This window comes from Methylobacterium sp. 1973 (genome assembly GCF_040545035.1).
GTDB classification, from domain to species: Bacteria; Pseudomonadota; Alphaproteobacteria; order Rhizobiales; family Beijerinckiaceae; genus Methylobacterium; species Methylobacterium fujisawaense.
The window spans coordinates 196,274-213,289 of the sequence record NZ_JBEPLA010000005.1; the positions used below are offsets into that span (position 1 = coordinate 196,274).

General features: G+C 70.7%; 19 protein-coding genes. 6 read left to right on the forward strand and 13 right to left on the reverse strand.

Annotation, left to right across the window (positions count from 1 at the left end; genetic code table 11):
* Positions 1-118 precede the first annotated feature (118 nt).
* From ABIC70_RS12175 to ABIC70_RS12190, 4 genes are all read right to left on the reverse strand, one after another.
* The gene (locus tag ABIC70_RS12175) at positions 119-970 is read right to left on the reverse strand and encodes a glycosyltransferase family 2 protein (protein WP_354439783.1); all 852 of its coding nucleotides are present in this window, start codon (positions 968-970) and stop codon (positions 119-121) included.
* Positions 967-1,560 carry a class I SAM-dependent methyltransferase gene (locus ABIC70_RS12180; protein WP_182592837.1) on the reverse strand — a complete coding sequence of 198 codons (594 nt, stop codon included), beginning with the start codon at positions 1,558-1,560 and terminating at the stop codon, positions 967-969. Before ABIC70_RS12180 ends, ABIC70_RS12175 begins: the two co-directional genes overlap by 4 nt.
* Positions 1,557-2,294, reverse strand: coding sequence for a PIG-L deacetylase family protein (locus ABIC70_RS12185; RefSeq protein WP_354439784.1), 738 nt, complete (start codon positions 2,292-2,294; stop codon positions 1,557-1,559). Before ABIC70_RS12185 ends, ABIC70_RS12180 begins: the two co-directional genes overlap by 4 nt.
* A 171-nt stretch (positions 2,295-2,465) precedes the next feature.
* Entirely contained in the window at positions 2,466-2,789 is a 324-nt protein-coding gene (locus ABIC70_RS12190; protein ID WP_354439785.1) for a helix-turn-helix domain-containing protein, read from the reverse strand.
* 221 nt (positions 2,790-3,010) lie between these two features.
* Here ABIC70_RS12190 and ABIC70_RS12195 point away from each other — a divergent pair, with 221 nt between their 5' ends.
* Positions 3,011-3,526 carry an META domain-containing protein gene (locus tag ABIC70_RS12195; RefSeq protein WP_043381219.1) on the forward strand — a complete coding sequence of 172 codons (516 nt, stop codon included), beginning with the start codon at positions 3,011-3,013 and terminating at the stop codon, positions 3,524-3,526.
* A gap of 604 nt (positions 3,527-4,130) precedes the next feature.
* Here ABIC70_RS12195 and ABIC70_RS12200 read toward each other — a convergent pair.
* Entirely contained in the window at positions 4,131-4,409 is a 279-nt protein-coding gene (locus tag ABIC70_RS12200; RefSeq protein ID WP_043347108.1) for a hypothetical protein, read from the reverse strand.
* Between the two features lie 157 nt (positions 4,410-4,566).
* Between ABIC70_RS12200 and ABIC70_RS12205 the strand changes: the two genes are divergently transcribed.
* Entirely contained in the window at positions 4,567-5,100 is a 534-nt protein-coding gene (locus ABIC70_RS12205) for a gamma carbonic anhydrase family protein (protein WP_182592839.1), read from the forward strand.
* Between the two features lie 39 nt (positions 5,101-5,139).
* Here ABIC70_RS12205 and ppa read toward each other — a convergent pair whose 3' ends face one another.
* On the reverse strand, positions 5,140-5,673 hold the full coding sequence (gene ppa, locus ABIC70_RS12210; RefSeq protein WP_043347104.1) for an inorganic diphosphatase: 534 nt from the start codon (positions 5,671-5,673) through the stop codon (positions 5,140-5,142).
* Between the two features lie 111 nt (positions 5,674-5,784).
* A complete protein-coding gene (locus tag ABIC70_RS12215; RefSeq protein WP_043347102.1) occupies positions 5,785-6,291 on the reverse strand; it encodes a GNAT family N-acetyltransferase in 507 nt (168 codons plus the stop codon).
* Positions 6,292-6,514: 223 nt separating this feature from the next.
* Here ABIC70_RS12215 and ABIC70_RS12220 point away from each other — a divergent pair, with 223 nt between their 5' ends.
* Positions 6,515-7,240 carry a tyrosine-protein phosphatase gene (locus ABIC70_RS12220; protein ID WP_354439830.1) on the forward strand — a complete coding sequence of 242 codons (726 nt, stop codon included), beginning with the start codon at positions 6,515-6,517 and terminating at the stop codon, positions 7,238-7,240.
* Positions 7,241-7,243: 3 nt separating this feature from the next.
* Here the strand turns inward: ABIC70_RS12220 and ABIC70_RS12225 are convergent, their stop codons facing one another.
* Positions 7,244-8,101 (reverse strand): prephenate dehydratase, encoded by an 858-nt coding sequence (locus tag ABIC70_RS12225; protein WP_354439786.1) that lies wholly within the window; start codon positions 8,099-8,101, stop codon positions 7,244-7,246.
* A gap of 24 nt (positions 8,102-8,125) precedes the next feature.
* Positions 8,126-8,869, reverse strand: coding sequence for a 3-deoxy-manno-octulosonate cytidylyltransferase (locus tag ABIC70_RS12230; protein ID WP_043347096.1), 744 nt, complete (start codon positions 8,867-8,869; stop codon positions 8,126-8,128).
* A 308-nt stretch (positions 8,870-9,177) separates the two neighbouring features.
* On the opposite strand from ABIC70_RS12230, the gene ABIC70_RS12235 reads away from it, so the two are divergent.
* Together ABIC70_RS12235 and ABIC70_RS12240 are read left to right on the forward strand one after the other, a co-directional pair.
* Positions 9,178-10,155, forward strand: a complete 978-nt coding sequence (locus tag ABIC70_RS12235) for a c-type cytochrome (RefSeq protein ID WP_179697108.1) — start codon at positions 9,178-9,180, stop codon at positions 10,153-10,155.
* A gap of 143 nt (positions 10,156-10,298) precedes the next feature.
* Entirely contained in the window at positions 10,299-11,480 is a 1,182-nt protein-coding gene (locus tag ABIC70_RS12240; RefSeq protein WP_043381210.1) for a multidrug effflux MFS transporter, read from the forward strand.
* Between the two features lie 81 nt (positions 11,481-11,561).
* On the opposite strand, the gene ABIC70_RS12245 is transcribed toward ABIC70_RS12240, so the two are convergent.
* Together ABIC70_RS12245 and ABIC70_RS12250 are read right to left on the reverse strand one after the other, a co-directional pair.
* Entirely contained in the window at positions 11,562-12,071 is a 510-nt protein-coding gene (locus ABIC70_RS12245) for a GNAT family N-acetyltransferase (protein ID WP_354439787.1), read from the reverse strand.
* Positions 12,072-12,135: 64 nt separating this feature from the next.
* On the reverse strand, positions 12,136-13,332 hold the full coding sequence (locus ABIC70_RS12250; RefSeq protein WP_043758956.1) for an MFS transporter: 1,197 nt from the start codon (positions 13,330-13,332) through the stop codon (positions 12,136-12,138).
* 80 nt (positions 13,333-13,412) lie between these two features.
* On the opposite strand from ABIC70_RS12250, the gene ABIC70_RS12255 reads away from it, so the two are divergent.
* Complete coding sequence (locus tag ABIC70_RS12255) at positions 13,413-14,204, forward strand: AraC family transcriptional regulator (protein WP_043350024.1); 792 nt, start codon at positions 13,413-13,415, stop codon at positions 14,202-14,204.
* A 13-nt stretch (positions 14,205-14,217) separates the two neighbouring features.
* Here ABIC70_RS12255 and ABIC70_RS12260 read toward each other — a convergent pair whose 3' ends face one another.
* The gene (locus tag ABIC70_RS12260; RefSeq protein ID WP_354439788.1) at positions 14,218-15,681 is read right to left on the reverse strand and encodes an FAD/NAD(P)-binding protein; all 1,464 of its coding nucleotides are present in this window, start codon (positions 15,679-15,681) and stop codon (positions 14,218-14,220) included.
* Between the two features lie 224 nt (positions 15,682-15,905).
* Positions 15,906-17,012: a microcin C ABC transporter permease YejB gene (locus ABIC70_RS12265; RefSeq protein ID WP_043381203.1), complete on the reverse strand. Its 1,107-nt coding sequence runs from the start codon at positions 17,010-17,012 to the stop codon at positions 15,906-15,908.
* Positions 17,013-17,016: the final 4 nt, after the last annotated feature.

Here is a 17,016-nt window from a genome sequence, read left to right on the forward strand (position 1 = left end):
GCCCGTGACCGCGTGACAGGTTCGGATGAGGGTTGGAGAAGGCCCCGGAGCGGGTTCACCCCTCACCAGTCTCTTCGGGAGAAGGGACAAACTCTGCGGCGCGGCGGCCGCGACGGCCCTAGAACGGCCGATCGTCCGGCAGCCGCGCCGCAGCCATCTCGTCCCGAGTCGGGTCGCGATGGATGACGATCCCGTTCGACCGATCCGCCGCGATCAGCCCGAGCCGGGCGAACCCGTCGAGCCAGCCGTCCATCGGCCAGATCCCGTGCCGGTCGTGAAAGCGGGCCGCGTTGGCGACGATGTCGCGGAAATGCTGCAGGGGCGGGTCGTAGCCCGGATGATGCTGGTGGTAGGCCCGGGGGCCTCCCAGGAACAGGATCGGCACCCCCGCCTTCTCCGCCCGGAACGCCAGATCGGTGTCCTCCGCGCCGTAGCCGGAAAAGGTTTCGTCGAACCCGCCGAGGCGGTCATAGGTCTCGGCGCGCACCGCGAAGGCGAGCGACCAGAACAGCCCGGCCTGCGGTGCCGGCGCCACCACGCCTGCGGACGGGAAGGCCCGCACCGGGTGCGGCTGGCCGAACCGCTCCAGATCCGCCGCGCACCATCCATCCGCCACCGCGCCGGCCGGCAGGTAGCCGATCTCGCAGCAAATCAGGCCGTCCTGCTCGGCCACCGCCCGCGACAGGCCCGCGACGAGCCCCGCCGAGGGGATGCAATCGACGTCGAGGAAGATCAGCGTCTCGGCCTGGGCCGCCCGGCGCCCGGCATTGCGCGCCGCCGCGAGGGGCAGGCCGGCATGCGGGAACGCGACGCGCTCCACCGGGAAGGGTAGCGCCGGGTAGGGCGCCTCATCGCCGCCGATCTCGACGACGACGCAGCGATCGGGCGGATCGCCGCGACCGAGACCGTCGAGCAGGCGGGTCAGGTGTGCGCGCCGACCTTTGTTGAGCGTGATGACCGCGATGCTCACGACGCGGCTCCGGCGCGCAGGACATCGATCCGATAATCGGGGGTCCGCGACTGACTCAGGACCTGGGCGAAGGCGGCGGAGAGGCGGATGAAGCCATCGGCGGCACCATCGCCCGAAAGCGGGTAATCGGTCTCGCCCAGCCAGTGCACCAGAACGATGTCCCCGCCGGGCGCGATCGTCTCGCCGGCCCGGCGCACGAGCTCGGCGAAATCCGGCGGGGCCAGGAAGTACAGGAACTCGGAAAGGACGATCAGGTCGAAGGGCCCGGTCGGCCAGTCCGCCGGCATGGTCCCCTGCCGGATCTCGACATGGGGACGATCCGCGCATCGCGCCCGGGCGGCCTCCGCGGCGGCCGGGACCAGATCGGTGGCGAGGAGCCTGGCGCAGCGTTCCGAGAGGGCGCGGGTGAAGACGCCGATCGAGCAGGCCGGCTCGAAGGCGGACCGGTAGCGCGGCTGGGGAAGGGCCGCCAGCGTCGCCGCGTATTTCTCGCGTTCGTAGGGCGAGGAGGTGAAGCGCCAGGGATCCGGGTCGCTGGCGTAGATGCCGCGGAAGTAATCCTCCGGCAGGGTCTGGGTCCGCCGGGTCATGCGGGGATCGCGACGAAGCGCTCGTAGGGACCGCAGAGCCGGTCGATCATGGCGGGCTCGAGCCGGAAGCCCTGGGGATCGTCCGCGATCAGGTCGGTGGTCTGCGATTCGTGCGCCGCCACGGCCCGCGCCTTGGTCTCGCGATAGGCGGAGACGTCGAGGCGCAGGCCGGTCGGGCTTGGGCCGACCTCGGTCTCGGGCGGTAGGGTCCAGCCCCAGACGGGATACTCATAGACCCGGACTCCCGGCATCTGCGGTCGGGCGCGGGCGACGATCGCGGCGGCCGCCTTGTGATCGCAATGGGGATCGTGGCGCCACGTGACGAAGACCGCGCCGGCCCCGATCGCCGCGGCCGCGCGGGCGACGGCCGCCGCAGCCGCGTCGGCCTCCGGCCCGTCGCTCGGGACATGGGCGTCGGGCAGGCGCAGGAAGGTCACGTCCCCGGATCCGAGGCCGAGCACCGCTCCGGCCCGCTGCGTCTCCGCCTCGCGCAGGGCGCGCAGCTTCTCCGGCGGATAGAGGCGGGACTGCGTGTGCGAGCCGCATCCGTCGCTGACCACGACGAGGTGAACGGGCCGCCCGGACGCCCGAGCGGCTGCGATCAGGCCGCCGCATCCGAGGCTCTCGTCATCGGGGTGGGGCGCGACGATTACCAGCCCCCGGCTCCCCAGGAGGGCATCGAGGCTCGCCAGGGGCAACGCGTCGGCGGCGGCCAGAAAGGTGTCGGCGCGCATCACTGGCCTCCGGTCCGTTCGAAGACAGGACGCCGGTCGCGCGGCGACGGGCTGCTGACGAGATCGATCACGGGACGCTCCAAGGACGGTGCGCGGGTTCGGGCGTCCCTGGTTCTCGGATCCTGCGCCTGAACACGCCATGAGCGGCGCGTTCCGGAATTCCGGCGGGCGTTACCGATCGTTCTCGGTGGTGAGTGCGTCGGCGCGGGTGCCCTCGTCGACGCCCGGTCCGGCCGCCAGATGGACGCCGAGGGTCGGGGCGTCGGCGAACACCGCGCCGGCTGCGCTGAGGGCGCTCCGCAGGGCCTCGATCTGCCCGCTCGGCGGGTCGCTGTAGCCGCCCTCGAAATCCCGCACGAAGTGCTCGTCCAGGCCGACTTTGCCCGCGAGATCGGCCTGCGACCAGCCGAGCAGCCCACGGGCCGCCCGCGACTGCGCGGGGCTCATGATGGGCGCCTGCGTTCCGCTCTGTGCGCCCTCGTCCGATCCTGCCACGCTCACTCTCCTCCTCGGGTATCATCAACAACGATTGCGGTCGCGGATCGTTTCCGGGAACATCCGGTCGGAGCGCGACCATAATTGTGCTGAAATCCTGTCGCATCCGCCAAGGCGCAAGGATTCGGAGCGGTCTCTCGCGGGGCCGTGCTGCGCGGCCGGCGTGGCGCCTCCGGACCGGGACAACCTGCGCGCGGTGCGCGCGACATGGGGACTGGACGATGAGAGGGGTGCTGATCGCGAGCTTGGCCTGTGCCGTGCTGGCTATGGACCTATCCGCGGTGACGCAGGCGCAGGCCCAGATGGGCGGTTCGCCGACGGGCTTCGGCCGGGGCAATCGCCGCCCCGGCGGCGAAGAGGAGAAGAAGCCCCAGTACGTGCCGGGGACCAAGGCCAGCGAGAAGATCTTCCCGCTCGATTCGACCTGGACCGCCGTGAGCCTCAACGGAAAGCCCTTCACGGGTGGCGACCGGCCGAGCTTCATCATCGACAAGCAGTACCGCGCCCGCGGCTACGGCGGTTGCAACACCTTCGCGGCGACCGCATTCCCGCTCAAGGAGCAGCACATCGCCGTGGGCCCGCTCGCACTCACCAAGAAGAGCTGCGACAAGGGCCTCGCCGCCGCCGAGCAGGCGTTCTTCATCGCCCTGCGCACCTCGGCGGTGTGGGACTTGGTCGGCTCGCAGCTCGTGCTCAAGAGCCCGAACGGCGAGCTGAAGTTCGACCGCGCCCTTTAAGGAGCGGTTCACCACGCCGCATGATGGCGGCCGCCGATTCAGACGGCCTTGAGGGGCGTCGGGGCTCATTCCTCGTGTATCGAGGAGGCCACGGATGCCAGTCGGAATCGGGATCGGACGCGGGGACCGCTCGCGTCCCACGGTGACGCGGAGCCTCCGTTTCACGGGGCCCGAGGGGTTTCATCCCGGCGCCCTATGGCTCGCCACCGCCGTGCCGGCTGTGGCGACGCTGCTCCTTCTCGCGCGACTGGCTTCCTGACAGGCGGCGCTGGCGGCGTCTTACCGGGACGCCGTCCTGTCCCCGGGCCGGTCACCCTCGGCATGTCCGCGCGGCTCGGAACGATCCTGCGCTTGCGCCGTTACGGGCGGAAACAGCGAGGCCAAACCCGCGGCGACACCATATAGAATTGGATCGGCGTTCAGGCCGCCCTCGGGCGGGTGAAGATTGCTTGTCAGCAGAGTGCGACGGCGGGCCTCGCGCGCGTTCACGAGCATCTGTGCGCGTCCCCGTTGTTCAACTGTCCGAGACCGGTCAATGCCGCGCTCCGCGTTTCGTTGCCGCAGCGGGCGGAATTTTCTCCCGGAGACCGGACGCGACGGAAACTCAGCCCCGGCGCCGGAGACCTATCGCCGGTTGGACGTCGGGCGGCCGGCAGACGCTCGGCACGACATCGATGATCGACGCGCTCGGGCAGCGCGCCCGGCAGCCCTGGGCCGCAGCGATCTGGTCGCCGCCGCAGGCATCGGCGAAGCAGAAGGTCGCGAGATCCTCGCAGGTCGCCCGGAACCGGCCCAGGGGCGACCGCTCCCGCAGGTCCGCCGCCCCCGCCCCCTGCGTCAGCAGGATCACCGTCAGACCGATCAGAGCCGGGAATCGCGCCATCTCTGTTTCCCGTCCAGGTCGAGGCTGCTTGCGGAACCAGCCTAGCATTGGCAGCCTGGACGCGCCGTACCATTCCCGCGACAGGCGATGCGCGTCATCCGTCGCGATCCCGGCCGCATCGCGCGGCCGTTAAGCCCGATCCCCACGAAAGGCCGCCATGCCGCTCTACGCCCTCGACGATCACGTCCCCGACCTCGCCGACCCCGCCCGGGTCTGGATCGCGCCCGACGCGCAGGTGGTCGGCCGCGTGCATCTCGGCCTCGATGTCGGCATCTGGTTCGGCGCGGCTCTGCGCGGCGACAACGAGCCGATCCGCATCGGCGATCGCACCAATGTCCAGGAGGGCGTGATCATGCACGTCGATCCCGGGTTTCCCCTCGTCATCGGCAGCGACGTCACGGTCGGCCACGGCGCGATCGTGCACGGCTGCACCATCGGCGACGGCAGCCTCGTCGGCATGGGGGCGACGGTCCTGAACGGCGCCCGGATCGGCCGCGGCTGCCTCATCGGCGCCAACGCGCTGGTCACCGAGGGCAAGGAATTCCCGGATCACAGCCTGATCGTCGGGGCGCCGGCCAAGGCCGTGCGCACCCTCGACGAGGCCGCGGTCGAGGGGCTGCGGCAGGCCGCCCTGCGCTACGTGGAGAATGCCCGGCGCTACAAGGTCGGGCTGCGCCGCATCGACGGCTGAGGGACATGGGCCGCTCCCGGGCGGGAGCGGCCGCCCCGCTTACTTCTTGGCCTTGGCGCGCTCGATCGCTTCCTCGATCAGCCGGTGGGCCTCTTCCTTGTCGCCCCAGCGGACGAACTTGACCCACTTGCCGGGTTCCAGATCCTTGTAGTGCTCGAAGAAGTGCTGGATCTGCTGGATCGTGATCTCGGGCAGGTCGGTGTAGTTCTCGACCCGGTCGTACCGCTTGGTCAGGTGGCGCGAGGGCACCGCGATGATCTTCTCGTCTTCGCCGCCCTCGTCCTGCATCACCATCACGCCCACGGGACGCGCGCTGATGATCGCGCCCGGCAGCACGGCGCGGGTGTTGGCCACCAGCACGTCGCAGGGATCGCCGTCGCCCGACAGGGTGTGGGGGATGAAGCCGTAATTCCCCGGATAGAACATCGGGGTATAGAGAAACCGGTCGACGACCAGCGCGCCGGATTCCTTGTCCATCTCGTACTTGATCGGTTCGCCGCCGAGCGGCACCTCGACGATCACGTTGACGTCGTGCGGCGGCTTCTTGCCGAGCGGGATGGCGTCGATCTTCATGGCGTGTCGCTTCCGGAATGCGGTCTCGTCCGCTTCCCGGATCTCTTAGTGGCGCCGCTTGGCAAAGCAAATCGGCCGATGGTGCGGCCCGGCAACGAGCGCTGGAAAACGTTAGCCGAACAGGAAGCCCACCTTGGGGAGCGGGATGCCCGCCACGCGGTCCAGCGCCCGCGGGCCGGCGACGCCGCCGAGCCCCTCGTAGAAGGCGCCGGCGCGGACATTGTCCTCCAGGCTCCACACGCCCAGCCGCGTGAGGCCGTGATCCGCGAGGTCGTTGCGCACCGCCCGGAACAGGCGCCGGCCGAGGCCGACGCCCTGATACTCCGGCAACAGGTAGAGTTCGTCGATCTCGGCCTCGGTGCCGAGCGCCCGGCTGCGCGTCCGTCCGTAGGCCGCGTAGCCGACGACGAGTTCGCCCGTCTCCACCACCGCGATCGGCCGGCCGCGGCGCAGGGCGCTCTGCCACCAGGCCCGGTCCCGGGTCGAGATCACCCGCTCCAGAGCGACGCCCGGGATGATGCCGCGATAGGCCTCGCGCCAGGAGGCATCGAACACCTTGGACAAGCCGCCGAGATCGGCCTCGCGGGCCCGGCGGATGCTCGTGGTGCGCGTGCTCATGGGCTTCGGGCCTCCCGTCGTCCGACCGGCGGATAACCCGCGCGGCCCGCGCAGGTTCGATGCCGATCCAGGCGGAGTGAAGGCAAGAATGGCGCCGCGTCGCGTCGGCCTGCGTGAGGTCGCGTGACGTCGCGTGATGCCGGTGCCGGCCCGCCGGCCCGCGAATTGCCGGGCCGGCGGGCGGCTGGTAGAGCCCGGGCTCGGTTCCCCCGGCAGCACGGCCTTGTTCAACCGCTTCCTCAAGCCCGAGAGGCGCTACGCGCGCCGCATGGCCCGGATCGCCCGCTTCGAGCGGCCGATCGCCGGCCCCGGCGACCGTCTCATGGCCTGGGCCAGCATGCTGCTGATCGACCACGGCGTCTTCCGCCTCGCCTATCTCAACCGGCACCGCGTCGGCTCCGGCGCCCTCTGGCGCTCGGCCCAGCCCGGTCCTCATCAGCTCGCCCGCTTCCGGGCCGAGGGCGTGCGGACGATCATCTCCCTGCGCGGCGGGCGCGAGCACGGGTCCTGGCCGCTGCAGCGCGAGGCCTGCGAGCGCCACGGGCTCAAGCTGGTCGAGTTCGTGCTCCGCTCGCGGGAAGCGCCGGACCGGGCCACCATCCTTGGCGCCAAGGCCTTCTTCGCCGGCATCGAGTACCCGGCGGTGATGCACTGCAAGTCCGGCGCCGACCGGGCCGGCCTCGCCTCGGCCCTCTACCTGATCCTGCACGAGGGGCGCCCGGTGGCCGAGGCCGCCCGGCAGCTCTCCGCCCGCTACGGCCATCTCCGTTTCGCCAAGACCGGCATCCTCGACGCATTCTTCGCCCGGTATCGCATCGAGGGCGAGGCGAGGGGGCTCGACTTCCTGACCTGGGTCGAGACCATCTACGACCCCGAGGCGCTCAAGCGCGATTTCCGGCCGGGCTTCTGGTCGGATCTGGCGGTGGACCGGGTGCTCCGGCGGGAGTGAGGATCACTCCGCCGCCGGCCGCGCCATCTCGCGGAAGGGGTGGGCCGGGTAGGTGCCGATCACCCGCAATTCGCGCGAGAAGTAGCCGAGTTCGTCCAGCGCCCGGCTGAGGCCCGGATCGTCCGGATGGCCGTCGACCTCGGCGTAGAACTGCGTGGCGGTGAATTCGCCGTCGACCATGTAGCTCTCGAGCTTCGACATGTTGACGCCGTTGGTCGCGAATCCGCCGAGCGCCTTGTAGAGCGCGGCCGGGATGTTGCGCACACGGAACACGAAGCTCGTCACACAGGGCACGGTGCCCTGTTCCACCGGCTGGGGCTCCGGGGAGAACACCACGAACCGGGTGGTGTTGTGCGCCTCGTCCTCGACGTCGCGCTCCAGGATGTCGAGGCCGTAGACTCCGGCGGCGAGTGCGGGCGCCAGAGCCGCCCGGCTCGGGTCGCCGATCTCGGCGATCTCGCGGGCGGCCCCGGCGGTGTCGCCGGCGACCACGGCCTTCAGGCCGAGCCGGCGGATGATCCGGCGGCACTGGCCCAGGGCATGGACGTGGCTGTGGACGCTCTTCAAAGCCTCGCGCTGCGTGCCCGGCAGGACCATCAGCTGGAAGTGGATCGGCAGGAAGTGCTCGGCCACGATGTGAAGAGGCGAGATCGGGATCAGGTGGTGGATGTCGGCGACGCGACCCGCGATCGAGTTCTCGATCGGGATCATCGCCCGCCGGGCGCGCCCCTCTGTCACCGCCGCGAAGGCGTCCTCGAAGGTCGGGCAGGGCAGCGGCGTCCAGTCCGGATACGCCTCCGCGCAGATGATGTGCGAGTTCGCCCCGGGCTCCCCCTGATAGGCGATGGTGCGGTCTGTCATGGCGGTCTGGATTCGTTCGTCGGGTCAGTTCAGGCGCCGGCTCTGGAGCAGGGCGCGGGCGCGCTCCAGGTCGGCGGGGGTGTCGACGCCCAGCGGCAGGTCGTCGACGATGGCGGCGTCGATGCGCATGCCGGCTTCGAGCGCCCGCAGCTGCTCCAGCTTCTCGCGCATCTCCAGCTCGCCGGGCGGCAAGGCCACGAATCGGCTGAGCGCCCTGCGCCGGTAGGCGTACAGGCCGATATGGTGCCAGAGCGGCCCGTCGCCCCAGGGAGCCCGGGCGCGGGTGAAGTACAGGGCGCGCAGGCGCCCCGGACCGACCATGTGGCCGACGAGCTTGACCACGTTCGGGTTGTCGGCCTCGTGGGGGTCGGTGATCGGCGCACAGAGGGTGACGATGTCGACGGTGCGGTCGGCCAGCGGCACGATGGAGGCGCCGATGATCGCCGGGTCGATGGTCGGCAGGTCGCCCTGTACGTTGACGACCACGTCGTGGCGACCTTCCGGATCGACGATGTCGAGCGCCTCGGCGAGGCGGTCGGAGCCCGACGGATGATCGGCCCGGGTCATCACCGCGAGGCCGCCCGCGGCCTCGACCGTCCGGGCGATCTCCGCCGTGTCGGTGGCCACCACCACGGGGCCGATGCCGGCCTCCATGGCCCGGCGCCAGACATGGACGATCATGGCCTCGCCGGCGATGTCGGCCAGCGGCTTGTTCGGCAGGCGGGTCGCGGCGAGGCGGGCCGGGATCAGGACCAGGGGATCGGACATCGAGATTCGGATCCGGATGCGCGGATCGGGGCCGCGGCGGCAGGCGGCCGGCTGCTTAACAGGCCGGCCCCCGATTGTCGTCCCCCTGGAGACGGGCCGGAGCGCAGTGGAGAAAATGTGCCACTCGGTGACAAGCTGGGCAATTCAGTGGAACAATCCTGCGCTGGAGCGACGCGGAGCCCTCTGGTGGCATTGTCAGGAGCCGCCCGGAACCGCTAAGGCAACCTCGAAATCTTCCAATGTCCGGTGTCCGAGCCCGCTCGCCCGTGTCAGGCGCGCGATCGGCACGGCCGAGTTGCGAGAAGAGCATGAACTCGTTCGAGGTGAACAAGGTCCTGGGTGCGGTCCTCGGCGCCCTTCTGTTCGCGGCCGGATCGGGTTTCGTCGCCGAATTGATCTACCACCCGAAGCCGGCGGGCAACGCCGGCTACGACCTCCCCGAGCCGCAGCCCGAGGCCGCCGCCGCGGCGCCCGAGGCCAAGGTTGAGCCGATCGCCGTCCGCCTCGCCAGCGCCAATGTCGAGAAGGGCGAGGCCGGCACCAAGGCCTGCCATGCCTGCCACAATTTCGAGAAGGGCGGCCCGAACAAGGTCGGTCCCGACCTGTACGGGGTCGTGGAGCGGCCGAAGGCCTCACATCCGGGCTTCGACTATTCGGCGGCCCTGAAGGAGAAGGGCGGCACGTGGACCTATGCCGACCTCGACGGGTTCCTCACCAACCCGAAGGGCTACGTGAAGGGCACGAAGATGGCCTACGCCGGCATCGCTTCGCCGCAGGAGCGGGCCAACGTCATCGCCTATCTGCGAACCCTGGCCGAGACGCCGAAGCCGCTGCCCGCCGTCGAGAAGGACGAGGCCCCGTCGGCTGCGCCTGCGGCGGCCAAGCCTGACGACAAGCCTGCGGCTGCGCCCGCCGAGAAGCCGTCCGCCGACAAGCCCGCCGCCGGCAAGGCGTCCGAGGGCAAGGACAGCCCGGCCAAGCCCGCCGATACCGGCACCGCCAAGCCGGTCGAGGCGAAGTCGCCCGGCAGCCCGCGGACGACCGGCGAATCGAGCGACCGCAACGCCCCGGCTCCGCCGGCCGGCGCCCATGACAGCGACCAGCAGGGTCAGCCTTCGAGCCTGATCCCCGCCGAGCCGACCGCGCCGACGGCGCCGGCCGCCAAGGAGCCGCCCGCGCAGGCCAATCCCGAGGCGGTCGACCGGGCGAAGGATCTCGAGGTCGGCGGCCCGACCAAGGACCTGAACGCGCCGCTGCCGACCCCGCAGCCGCTTCCGAAGGAGTAGAGGCACGGGCCGGGTGCGGGGCTCCGGACGGTCCCGCCCCTCGCGTGTCAGGCGCGTTCCGCCGGCATGGCTCCGGGCGCGCCCCTTGCTCTAAGGCGGCCGCGCCCCGGCATCGTGCCGGATTGAAAACCGCGTAGGACCCCTTGGCTGACCGAAGTTCCGTTGGGGAGGAGCGCCGGGCGCCCCTCCCGCTGCTCGTTGCCGTGACCATGACCGGGACGGTGGCGCTGCACATCTTCGTGCCGGCGCTGGCGGCGGCGGCCGTGGACCTCGGCACCAACGCCGCCGGCGCGCAACTGACGATCACCGTCTACCTGATCGGGCTTGCGGGCGGTCAGCTGCTCTACGGCCCGCTCTCGGACCGGTACGGCCGGCGGCCGGTCCTGATCGGCGGCCTCGGCCTCTATCTCGCCGGATTGCTGCTCGCGATCCCGGCGCCGAACATCGGCGTCCTGCTCGTCGCCCGGGTCCTGCAATCGCTCGGCGCCTGCGGCTCCCTGGTGATCGGCCGGGCGATGGTGCGCGACGTCTCCACCCGCGAGGACGCCGCCCGGAAGCTCGCGATCCTCACCACCGCGATGACGCTCACGCCCGCCCTGGCGCCGGCGATCGGCGGCGTCGTGACCGAGGCCTTCGGCTGGCGCGCCGTGTTCGTGGTGCTGGCCGGCCTCGTCGCCCTGCTGGGCGCGCTCGTGGTCTTCACCCTGCCCGAGACCAACCGCCACAAGGTGGCGCTGCCGGGATTCGTCGCGGTTCTGTCCGGCTACCTCCGGCTCGTGCGGATCCCCGTGTTCCGCGCCTATCTGGTGGCGGGGGCCTGCGGCGGGACCAGCCTCTACGCCTTCCTGGCCGTGGCGCCGTTCCTCCTCGTGGACCGGCTCGGGCGCTCCTCTCAGGAGGTGGGATTCGACTGCCTGATCGTCGTGTTCGGCATGGTCGGCGGGGCCGTCCTGGCGAGCCGACTCGCCACCCGGGTGCCGATCCGAAAGGCGGCGCGGAGCGGCAATCTCCTCTGCATCGCCGCGGCGCTGACGCTGCTGATCGTGGACCGCACGGGGATGCTCGGCGTCGTCAGCCTGATCGTGCCGCTCTTCGCCTACGCGGTGGGCGTCGGCCTGCTCAGCCCCAACGCGGTGGCGGGGCTGATGAACGTCGATCCGCACGCGGCCGGCTCAGCCTCCAGCCTCTACGGCTTCACGCAGATGACCTTCGGGGCGCTGTTCACGGCGGCCGCCTCGGCCTGGCCCGCGACCTCGGCGACGCCGGTGGCGCTGGCGCTCCTCTCCGCCGGGCTGATCGCCGCGCTGGCGCTCCGGCGGGCCTGACGGGCTCGCGCTCGCCGACGGCGTCAGCTTTCTTCGCCGCCATGGCCCCCGCGCGCTGCCGGAGGCGCGCGGCGGTGTCCCTTAAAGTGACGCGCCGCGGGCCTCGACGAGGCCGGACGCGCCTGCGCTGAATCCGTCGGCCAGTTCCAGCCACAGCAGGCGCGCGGGGTCGACCGGTCCCGGCAGGCTCAGGCGCCCGGGCGGGACCGGCGTGAAGCCGAAGCGGGCGTAGTAGGGCGCGTCGCCGACGAGGATCACGAGACCCTCGCCCGCCTGCTGCGCCCCCTCGATCGCCGCGCGGGTCAGGGTACCGCCGATGCCGCGGCCCGCGAAGCTCGGATCGACGGCCAGCGGACCGAGCATCACGAAGGATGTCGCCCCGGTCCGCACGGGCCCCATCCGGACCGAGCCGACGAGGAAGCTGCCCACCGAGGCGGTGATGCCGAGATCGATCCGCTCGGCCGCGCCCTCGCGGAGGCGGTAGGCGGTACGGGCGAAGCGGCCGGGGCCGAAGGCCCGGGCATGAAGCCGCTCGATGGCGGGGGCATCCTCCGGCCGCTCGGGCCGGATGACGAGGGACAGATCGGTCACGGGTTGCTCGCGGCTCGGACCGGCGCCGCGTAGCAGCGCCGGGCCGGACCCGCAAACCGCCGCGCTACTCGGCGGCCGCCAGAGCGGACTGTCCGCCGCCCTGGGTCAGCCGCAGGAAGCCGAGGGCCGAGAGCCAGATCACCGCGCCGCAGGCGGAGGCGACGCCGAGAACCAGCGCGAAGCCGCCGCGGTCATGCAGGAGGGCGATCGCCGGCACCACGAAGCCGCTCGCCGTGAAGCCCACGAAGTAGCGCAGGCTGTAGGCCCGGGCCCGGTAGACGGGCGGGACGTAGCGGGCGATCATCGCGTCGTTGATCACCACCTGCCCGTAGATCGCCGTCATGGCCAGCACGAGCCCGGCGAGCAGCGGCAGGCCGGTGGAGAGGGCGGCGATCCCGAGCCCCACCGGCTGCAACACCGAGAGCGCCACGAACAGGGACGGCAGGCTGTAGCGGTCGATGAGGCGGCCCATGGCCAACTGCATCAGCGCGCCGAACAGGAACACGCCGGTGGCGAGGGAGCCGGTGAGCGCCAGCGGCAGCGCCTGCCCGACGCCCTCGTCGATCACCTTCGGCAGGCTGATCGTCGTCAGGTTGAAGGTCAGGCCGCCCGCGAAGATCGACAGGGCGAACATCGCCAGCAGCGCCCAGGGCCGGGTCACCGGGATCACCGCCGCGCCGCCGGCCTTCTGGCCCGAGGCGTCCCCGTCGCCCGGCACCAGGGCCAGGAAGGCGGCCCCGCAGGCGAGGCAGACGAGGCCCGGGACCACGAAGGCCGCGCGCCAACTGACGGCGGCGGCGAGCAGCGCCGTGAGTCCGGAAGCCGAGGCCGCGCCGAAATTGCCCCAGACGCCGTTGATGCCGAGATCGCGCCCGAGCCGGCGGGCATGGGTCACCAGCATGGCCGAGCCGACCGGGTGGTAGATCGCCGAGGCGAGCCCGAGCACGCAGAGCCAGAGGGCGAAGGCCAGCGGCGTCGAGGCGCTCGCCACGCCGAGGCAGGACAGGCCGTAACCGAAGAAGAACACCGCCAGCATGTTGCGCCGCCCGAACCGGTCGGCGAGCGAACCCATCGGGAGGGAGCACAGGCCGAAGGCCACGAAGGCGCCGGTGGCGAGCCCGATCAACTCGCCGTAGCCGAGCCCCGTCTGGGCCGCGATGGCGATGACGGCGGTCGGGTAGATCAGCAGTACGAAATGGTCGAGGGCATGCGCGACGTTGACGAAGCGCAGGGTGCGGCGGGACAGCGTATCGGAATCCATCGCGGCGTATCCTCCGGGACTGCGCGCTGATAGCCTGACCCGATGGTGGTGTTGGGCCGGATATGTATGCGAACGGGCCAATGTTGACGGAGGCACCTGTCGCCGCGAAGCGGTCGACCGAGGCGGCCGACTATCAGGACGTCCCGCGCCCGGTCGCAGTGATGCCCAAGACCTACGCGGCCGGGATGCATCTCGCCCGGCACTTCCATCCCCGCGCGCAGCTGCTCTACGCCACGGCCGGGCTGATGATGGCGTTCGCGGAGGACGGCACCTGGGTCGTTCCCGAGGGGCACGCGCTCTGGATCCCGCCGCGGCTGCCGCACGCGGTCGCGACCCACGGCGCCGTCTCGATGTGCTCGGCCTATCTGGATCCCGCCGCGGTTCGGTCCTTCCCGGCGAGTTGCCGGGTGATCGCGGTGTCGCGGCTCCTCGCCTCCGCGCTTACGGCGCTGGCCGAGGAGCCTGTGCTTTACGCAGAGGATGGCCGTGGCGGCCATCTCGCCGCTCTGGTCCTCGACGAGATCGGCCGGGCCCCCGCCACGCCGCTCGCCCTGCCACTCCCGCGCGACGCACGCCTGCGCCGGGTCTGCCTGGAGCTGATCGAGAATCCGGCCTCGGAGGACGACCTCGATGCCTGGGCCGACCGGGCCGGGGCGAGCCGGCGGACGCTGACCCGGGGGTTCCGCGCCGAGACGGGCCTGAGTTTCGGTGATTGGCGGGCCCGGGCCCGGGTGATCCGCGCACTCGCGCTTGCGGCCGAAGGACGCCCGCCCCGGGTTGTGGCGGCGGCGGTGGGGTATCGAAGTGTCCAGACACTACGACTGACGGTGGCGCGGGTGCTCGACGCTCACCCTCCCCGCTCGGCAACCTGATCGGGACCGACTCTCAAGCCTGTGCAGAGGGCTCAAGCGATGCGGACGGTTCCTGCGCCGCCGCGACGGACCGAGCCAGGTCGACGGCTTGGTTGCGGATGTCCGGCACGGCCGTGCATTCCCAGTATGCGCCGCGGAGCAAGGGGCCCAGAGTCCAGAGGCGCGCCGCTGTATCGGATGCACCCAGGACCGTCAGATCGAGGCGCACGGCAAGACCGAGGCCGAACGGACCGGCTCGGACAAGGCCGCGACCGATCAGATTGCGCAGAAGCGGGTCGGTCGTATCCGCGACCCGTCCGACGCCGCGAACATCGAAGATGCGCTGCACGCCGAGGGTTCTGGGTTCGGATGCCCCCCGCGGCCGGTACGTGACGCGCGCTTCACCGGTCTGATCCTCGATCGCCACCAGCTTTCCGGCGAGCACTTGAAGCGAGCCGGCTTCGATCTCGTCGGCGATGGCCGCGCCCGTGGGCGGTGCGGAGCGGTGCCGATGCGTGTCCCAGAACGGGCGGAGATGGCGCAGGAAGCGCGCCTGGTCGGCTGGCGGCAAGCCGAGCCAGAGGGCGTCCGTAACCGGCCGCAGAGCGTCGATCACCCCGTGCCAGGCGATGCGAGCCTCCGCCGCGGAGGCGACCTCCCGGCGGATCCGGCCCAGAAGCCGGGTGATCGAACGGGTCTCTGCGGCCGTGAAGTCCGGACGCGGCCAGGGGGCGGCGCGTACGTGCACGGCCGGGATCTGCCCCCGCCGCGAGAGCGCGATGATCTGCCCGCGAAAGCCTTGGCGCCGAAGACTGATCACCGCATCGACCATGCTGAGACCGGTCCCGATGATGAGAACCGGATGATCCGGATGCAGCCGCGCGTCATGCTCCGGCTTCCACGGATCGCCCCGGAAGCGGCTTTCCGGTTCCTGGGGCAGGGCGAGGTTGCCCATCGCCAGCACCGCACCCGCGACGTCGACGCGTCGGCCGCCCTCGGCAACCATGACCAGACGGTCCTCGTCCGGCACGAGGTCGATGATCATGTCGTTGATCAGGTGCAGCCGCGGCGTCGAACCGCCTGTCACCGCTTCGGTCAGAAGCGCCGCCAGATAATCTCCGTATAGCCCGCGTGCCGCGAAGGTCCCGGCCGGGGTCCGCCAGATGCCCACATGTCCCTGCCCGATCGCGGGGTTGCCGGCACCGGTGCCCGCCTCACCCGCGGCGATCTTCGAAAGCCAGTCTTCGAAATGGGAGGGCCGGTCGGGATAGGCGCTCATGTTGGCGGCGCGCACGTTGAGCAGGTGGTCGGGGTTCCCGGTGGCGTAGGCGCGACCGCTCCCGAAGCGCTCCGCCCGTTCACACAACAGAACCGACTGGTGCGGCGGCAAGCGGGCGAGCAGCTGTATCGCCGCCATCGTGCCGCTGAAGCCTGCCCCGATGACGGCAATGGGAGCGGGGTGCGGCCCGGCTTCCAAGCTTTCGTGCTGGTCCGACATCGACGACGAGCCTGCGCCAGAAGACAATGCCACGACCCGTCTGCCTAAAGTCGCGGATCAGGATCGATCCTGCCCTGACATTGCCAGCAAAGGCGGTCTGTGTCAGCCGGCGTATGCGTGTTGAAGGGGTCTGGGTCGGGGTGAATCTTTTCTGTCCCGCGGGATGCGGAAGAAATTTCAGCGATCCGTATCCTTTCGTATGGTGTGGGCGCCCTGGAAAATCTTCACGTCGCCCGCGCGGAGAAGTCGATCCGCGGGTCGATCCAGACGTAGATCAGGTCGGAGAGCAGGTTCACCGCGAGACCAAGCAGCGAGAAGATGTAGAGGGTGGCGAACACCACCGGATAGTCGCGCCCGACGATCGCCCGGAACGACAGCTCGCCCAGGCCGTCGAGGGAGAAGATCGTCTCGATCAGCAGCGAGCCGGTGAAGAAGGCCGAGATGAAGGCCCCGGGGAAGCCCGCGATCACGATCAGCATGGCGTTGCGGAACACGTGGCCGTAGAGCACGCGCCGCTCGGAGAGCCCCTTCATCCGTGCGGTGAGCACGTATTGCTTGCGGATCTCGTCGAGGAACGAGTTCTTCGTGAGCAGGGTCGAGGTTGCGAAGGCGCCGATCACCAGGGCTGTGAGCGGCAACACCATGTGCCACGCGTAGTCGGTCACCTTGTGCCAGGTCGAGAAGCTCTCCCAGCCTTCGCTGGTCAGCCCGCGCAGCGGGAACCATTGGTAGAACGATCCGCCGGCGAAGAGGATGATGAGCATCAGTCCGAACATGAAGCCCGGGATCGCGTAGCCGATGATCACCACGAAGGAGGTCGCGCGGTCGAACTGCGTGCCGTCCGCCACCGCCTTGCGGATGCCCAGCGGGATCGAGATCGCGTAGGACAGGAGCGTCATCCACAGGCCGAGCGAGATCGAGACCGGCAGCCGCTCCTTGATCAGCTGGATGACGCTGACATCGCGGAAGTAGCTGCGTCCGAAATCGAACCGGACATAGTCCCAGAGCATCTTGGCGAAGCGCTCGGGTGCAGGCTTGTCGAAGCCGAACTGCTTCTCGAGCTTGGCGATGAATTCCGGGCTCAATCCTTGAGCGCCGCGATAGCGGGAGCTGGCGTCGCCGCCACCGCCCGACGGCCGGCTGGCGCCGCCGAGGTCGCCCGATCCGCCGGTGACGCGGGACATGGCTCCGTCGCGCTGGCCCTGGAGCTGCGACAGAACCCGCTCCACCGGGCCGCCTGGGGCGAACTGCACGATCGTGAAGGTGATCAGCATGATCCCGAACAGGGTCGGGATCATCAGACCGATGCGGCGCAGGATGTAGGCGAGCATGGCG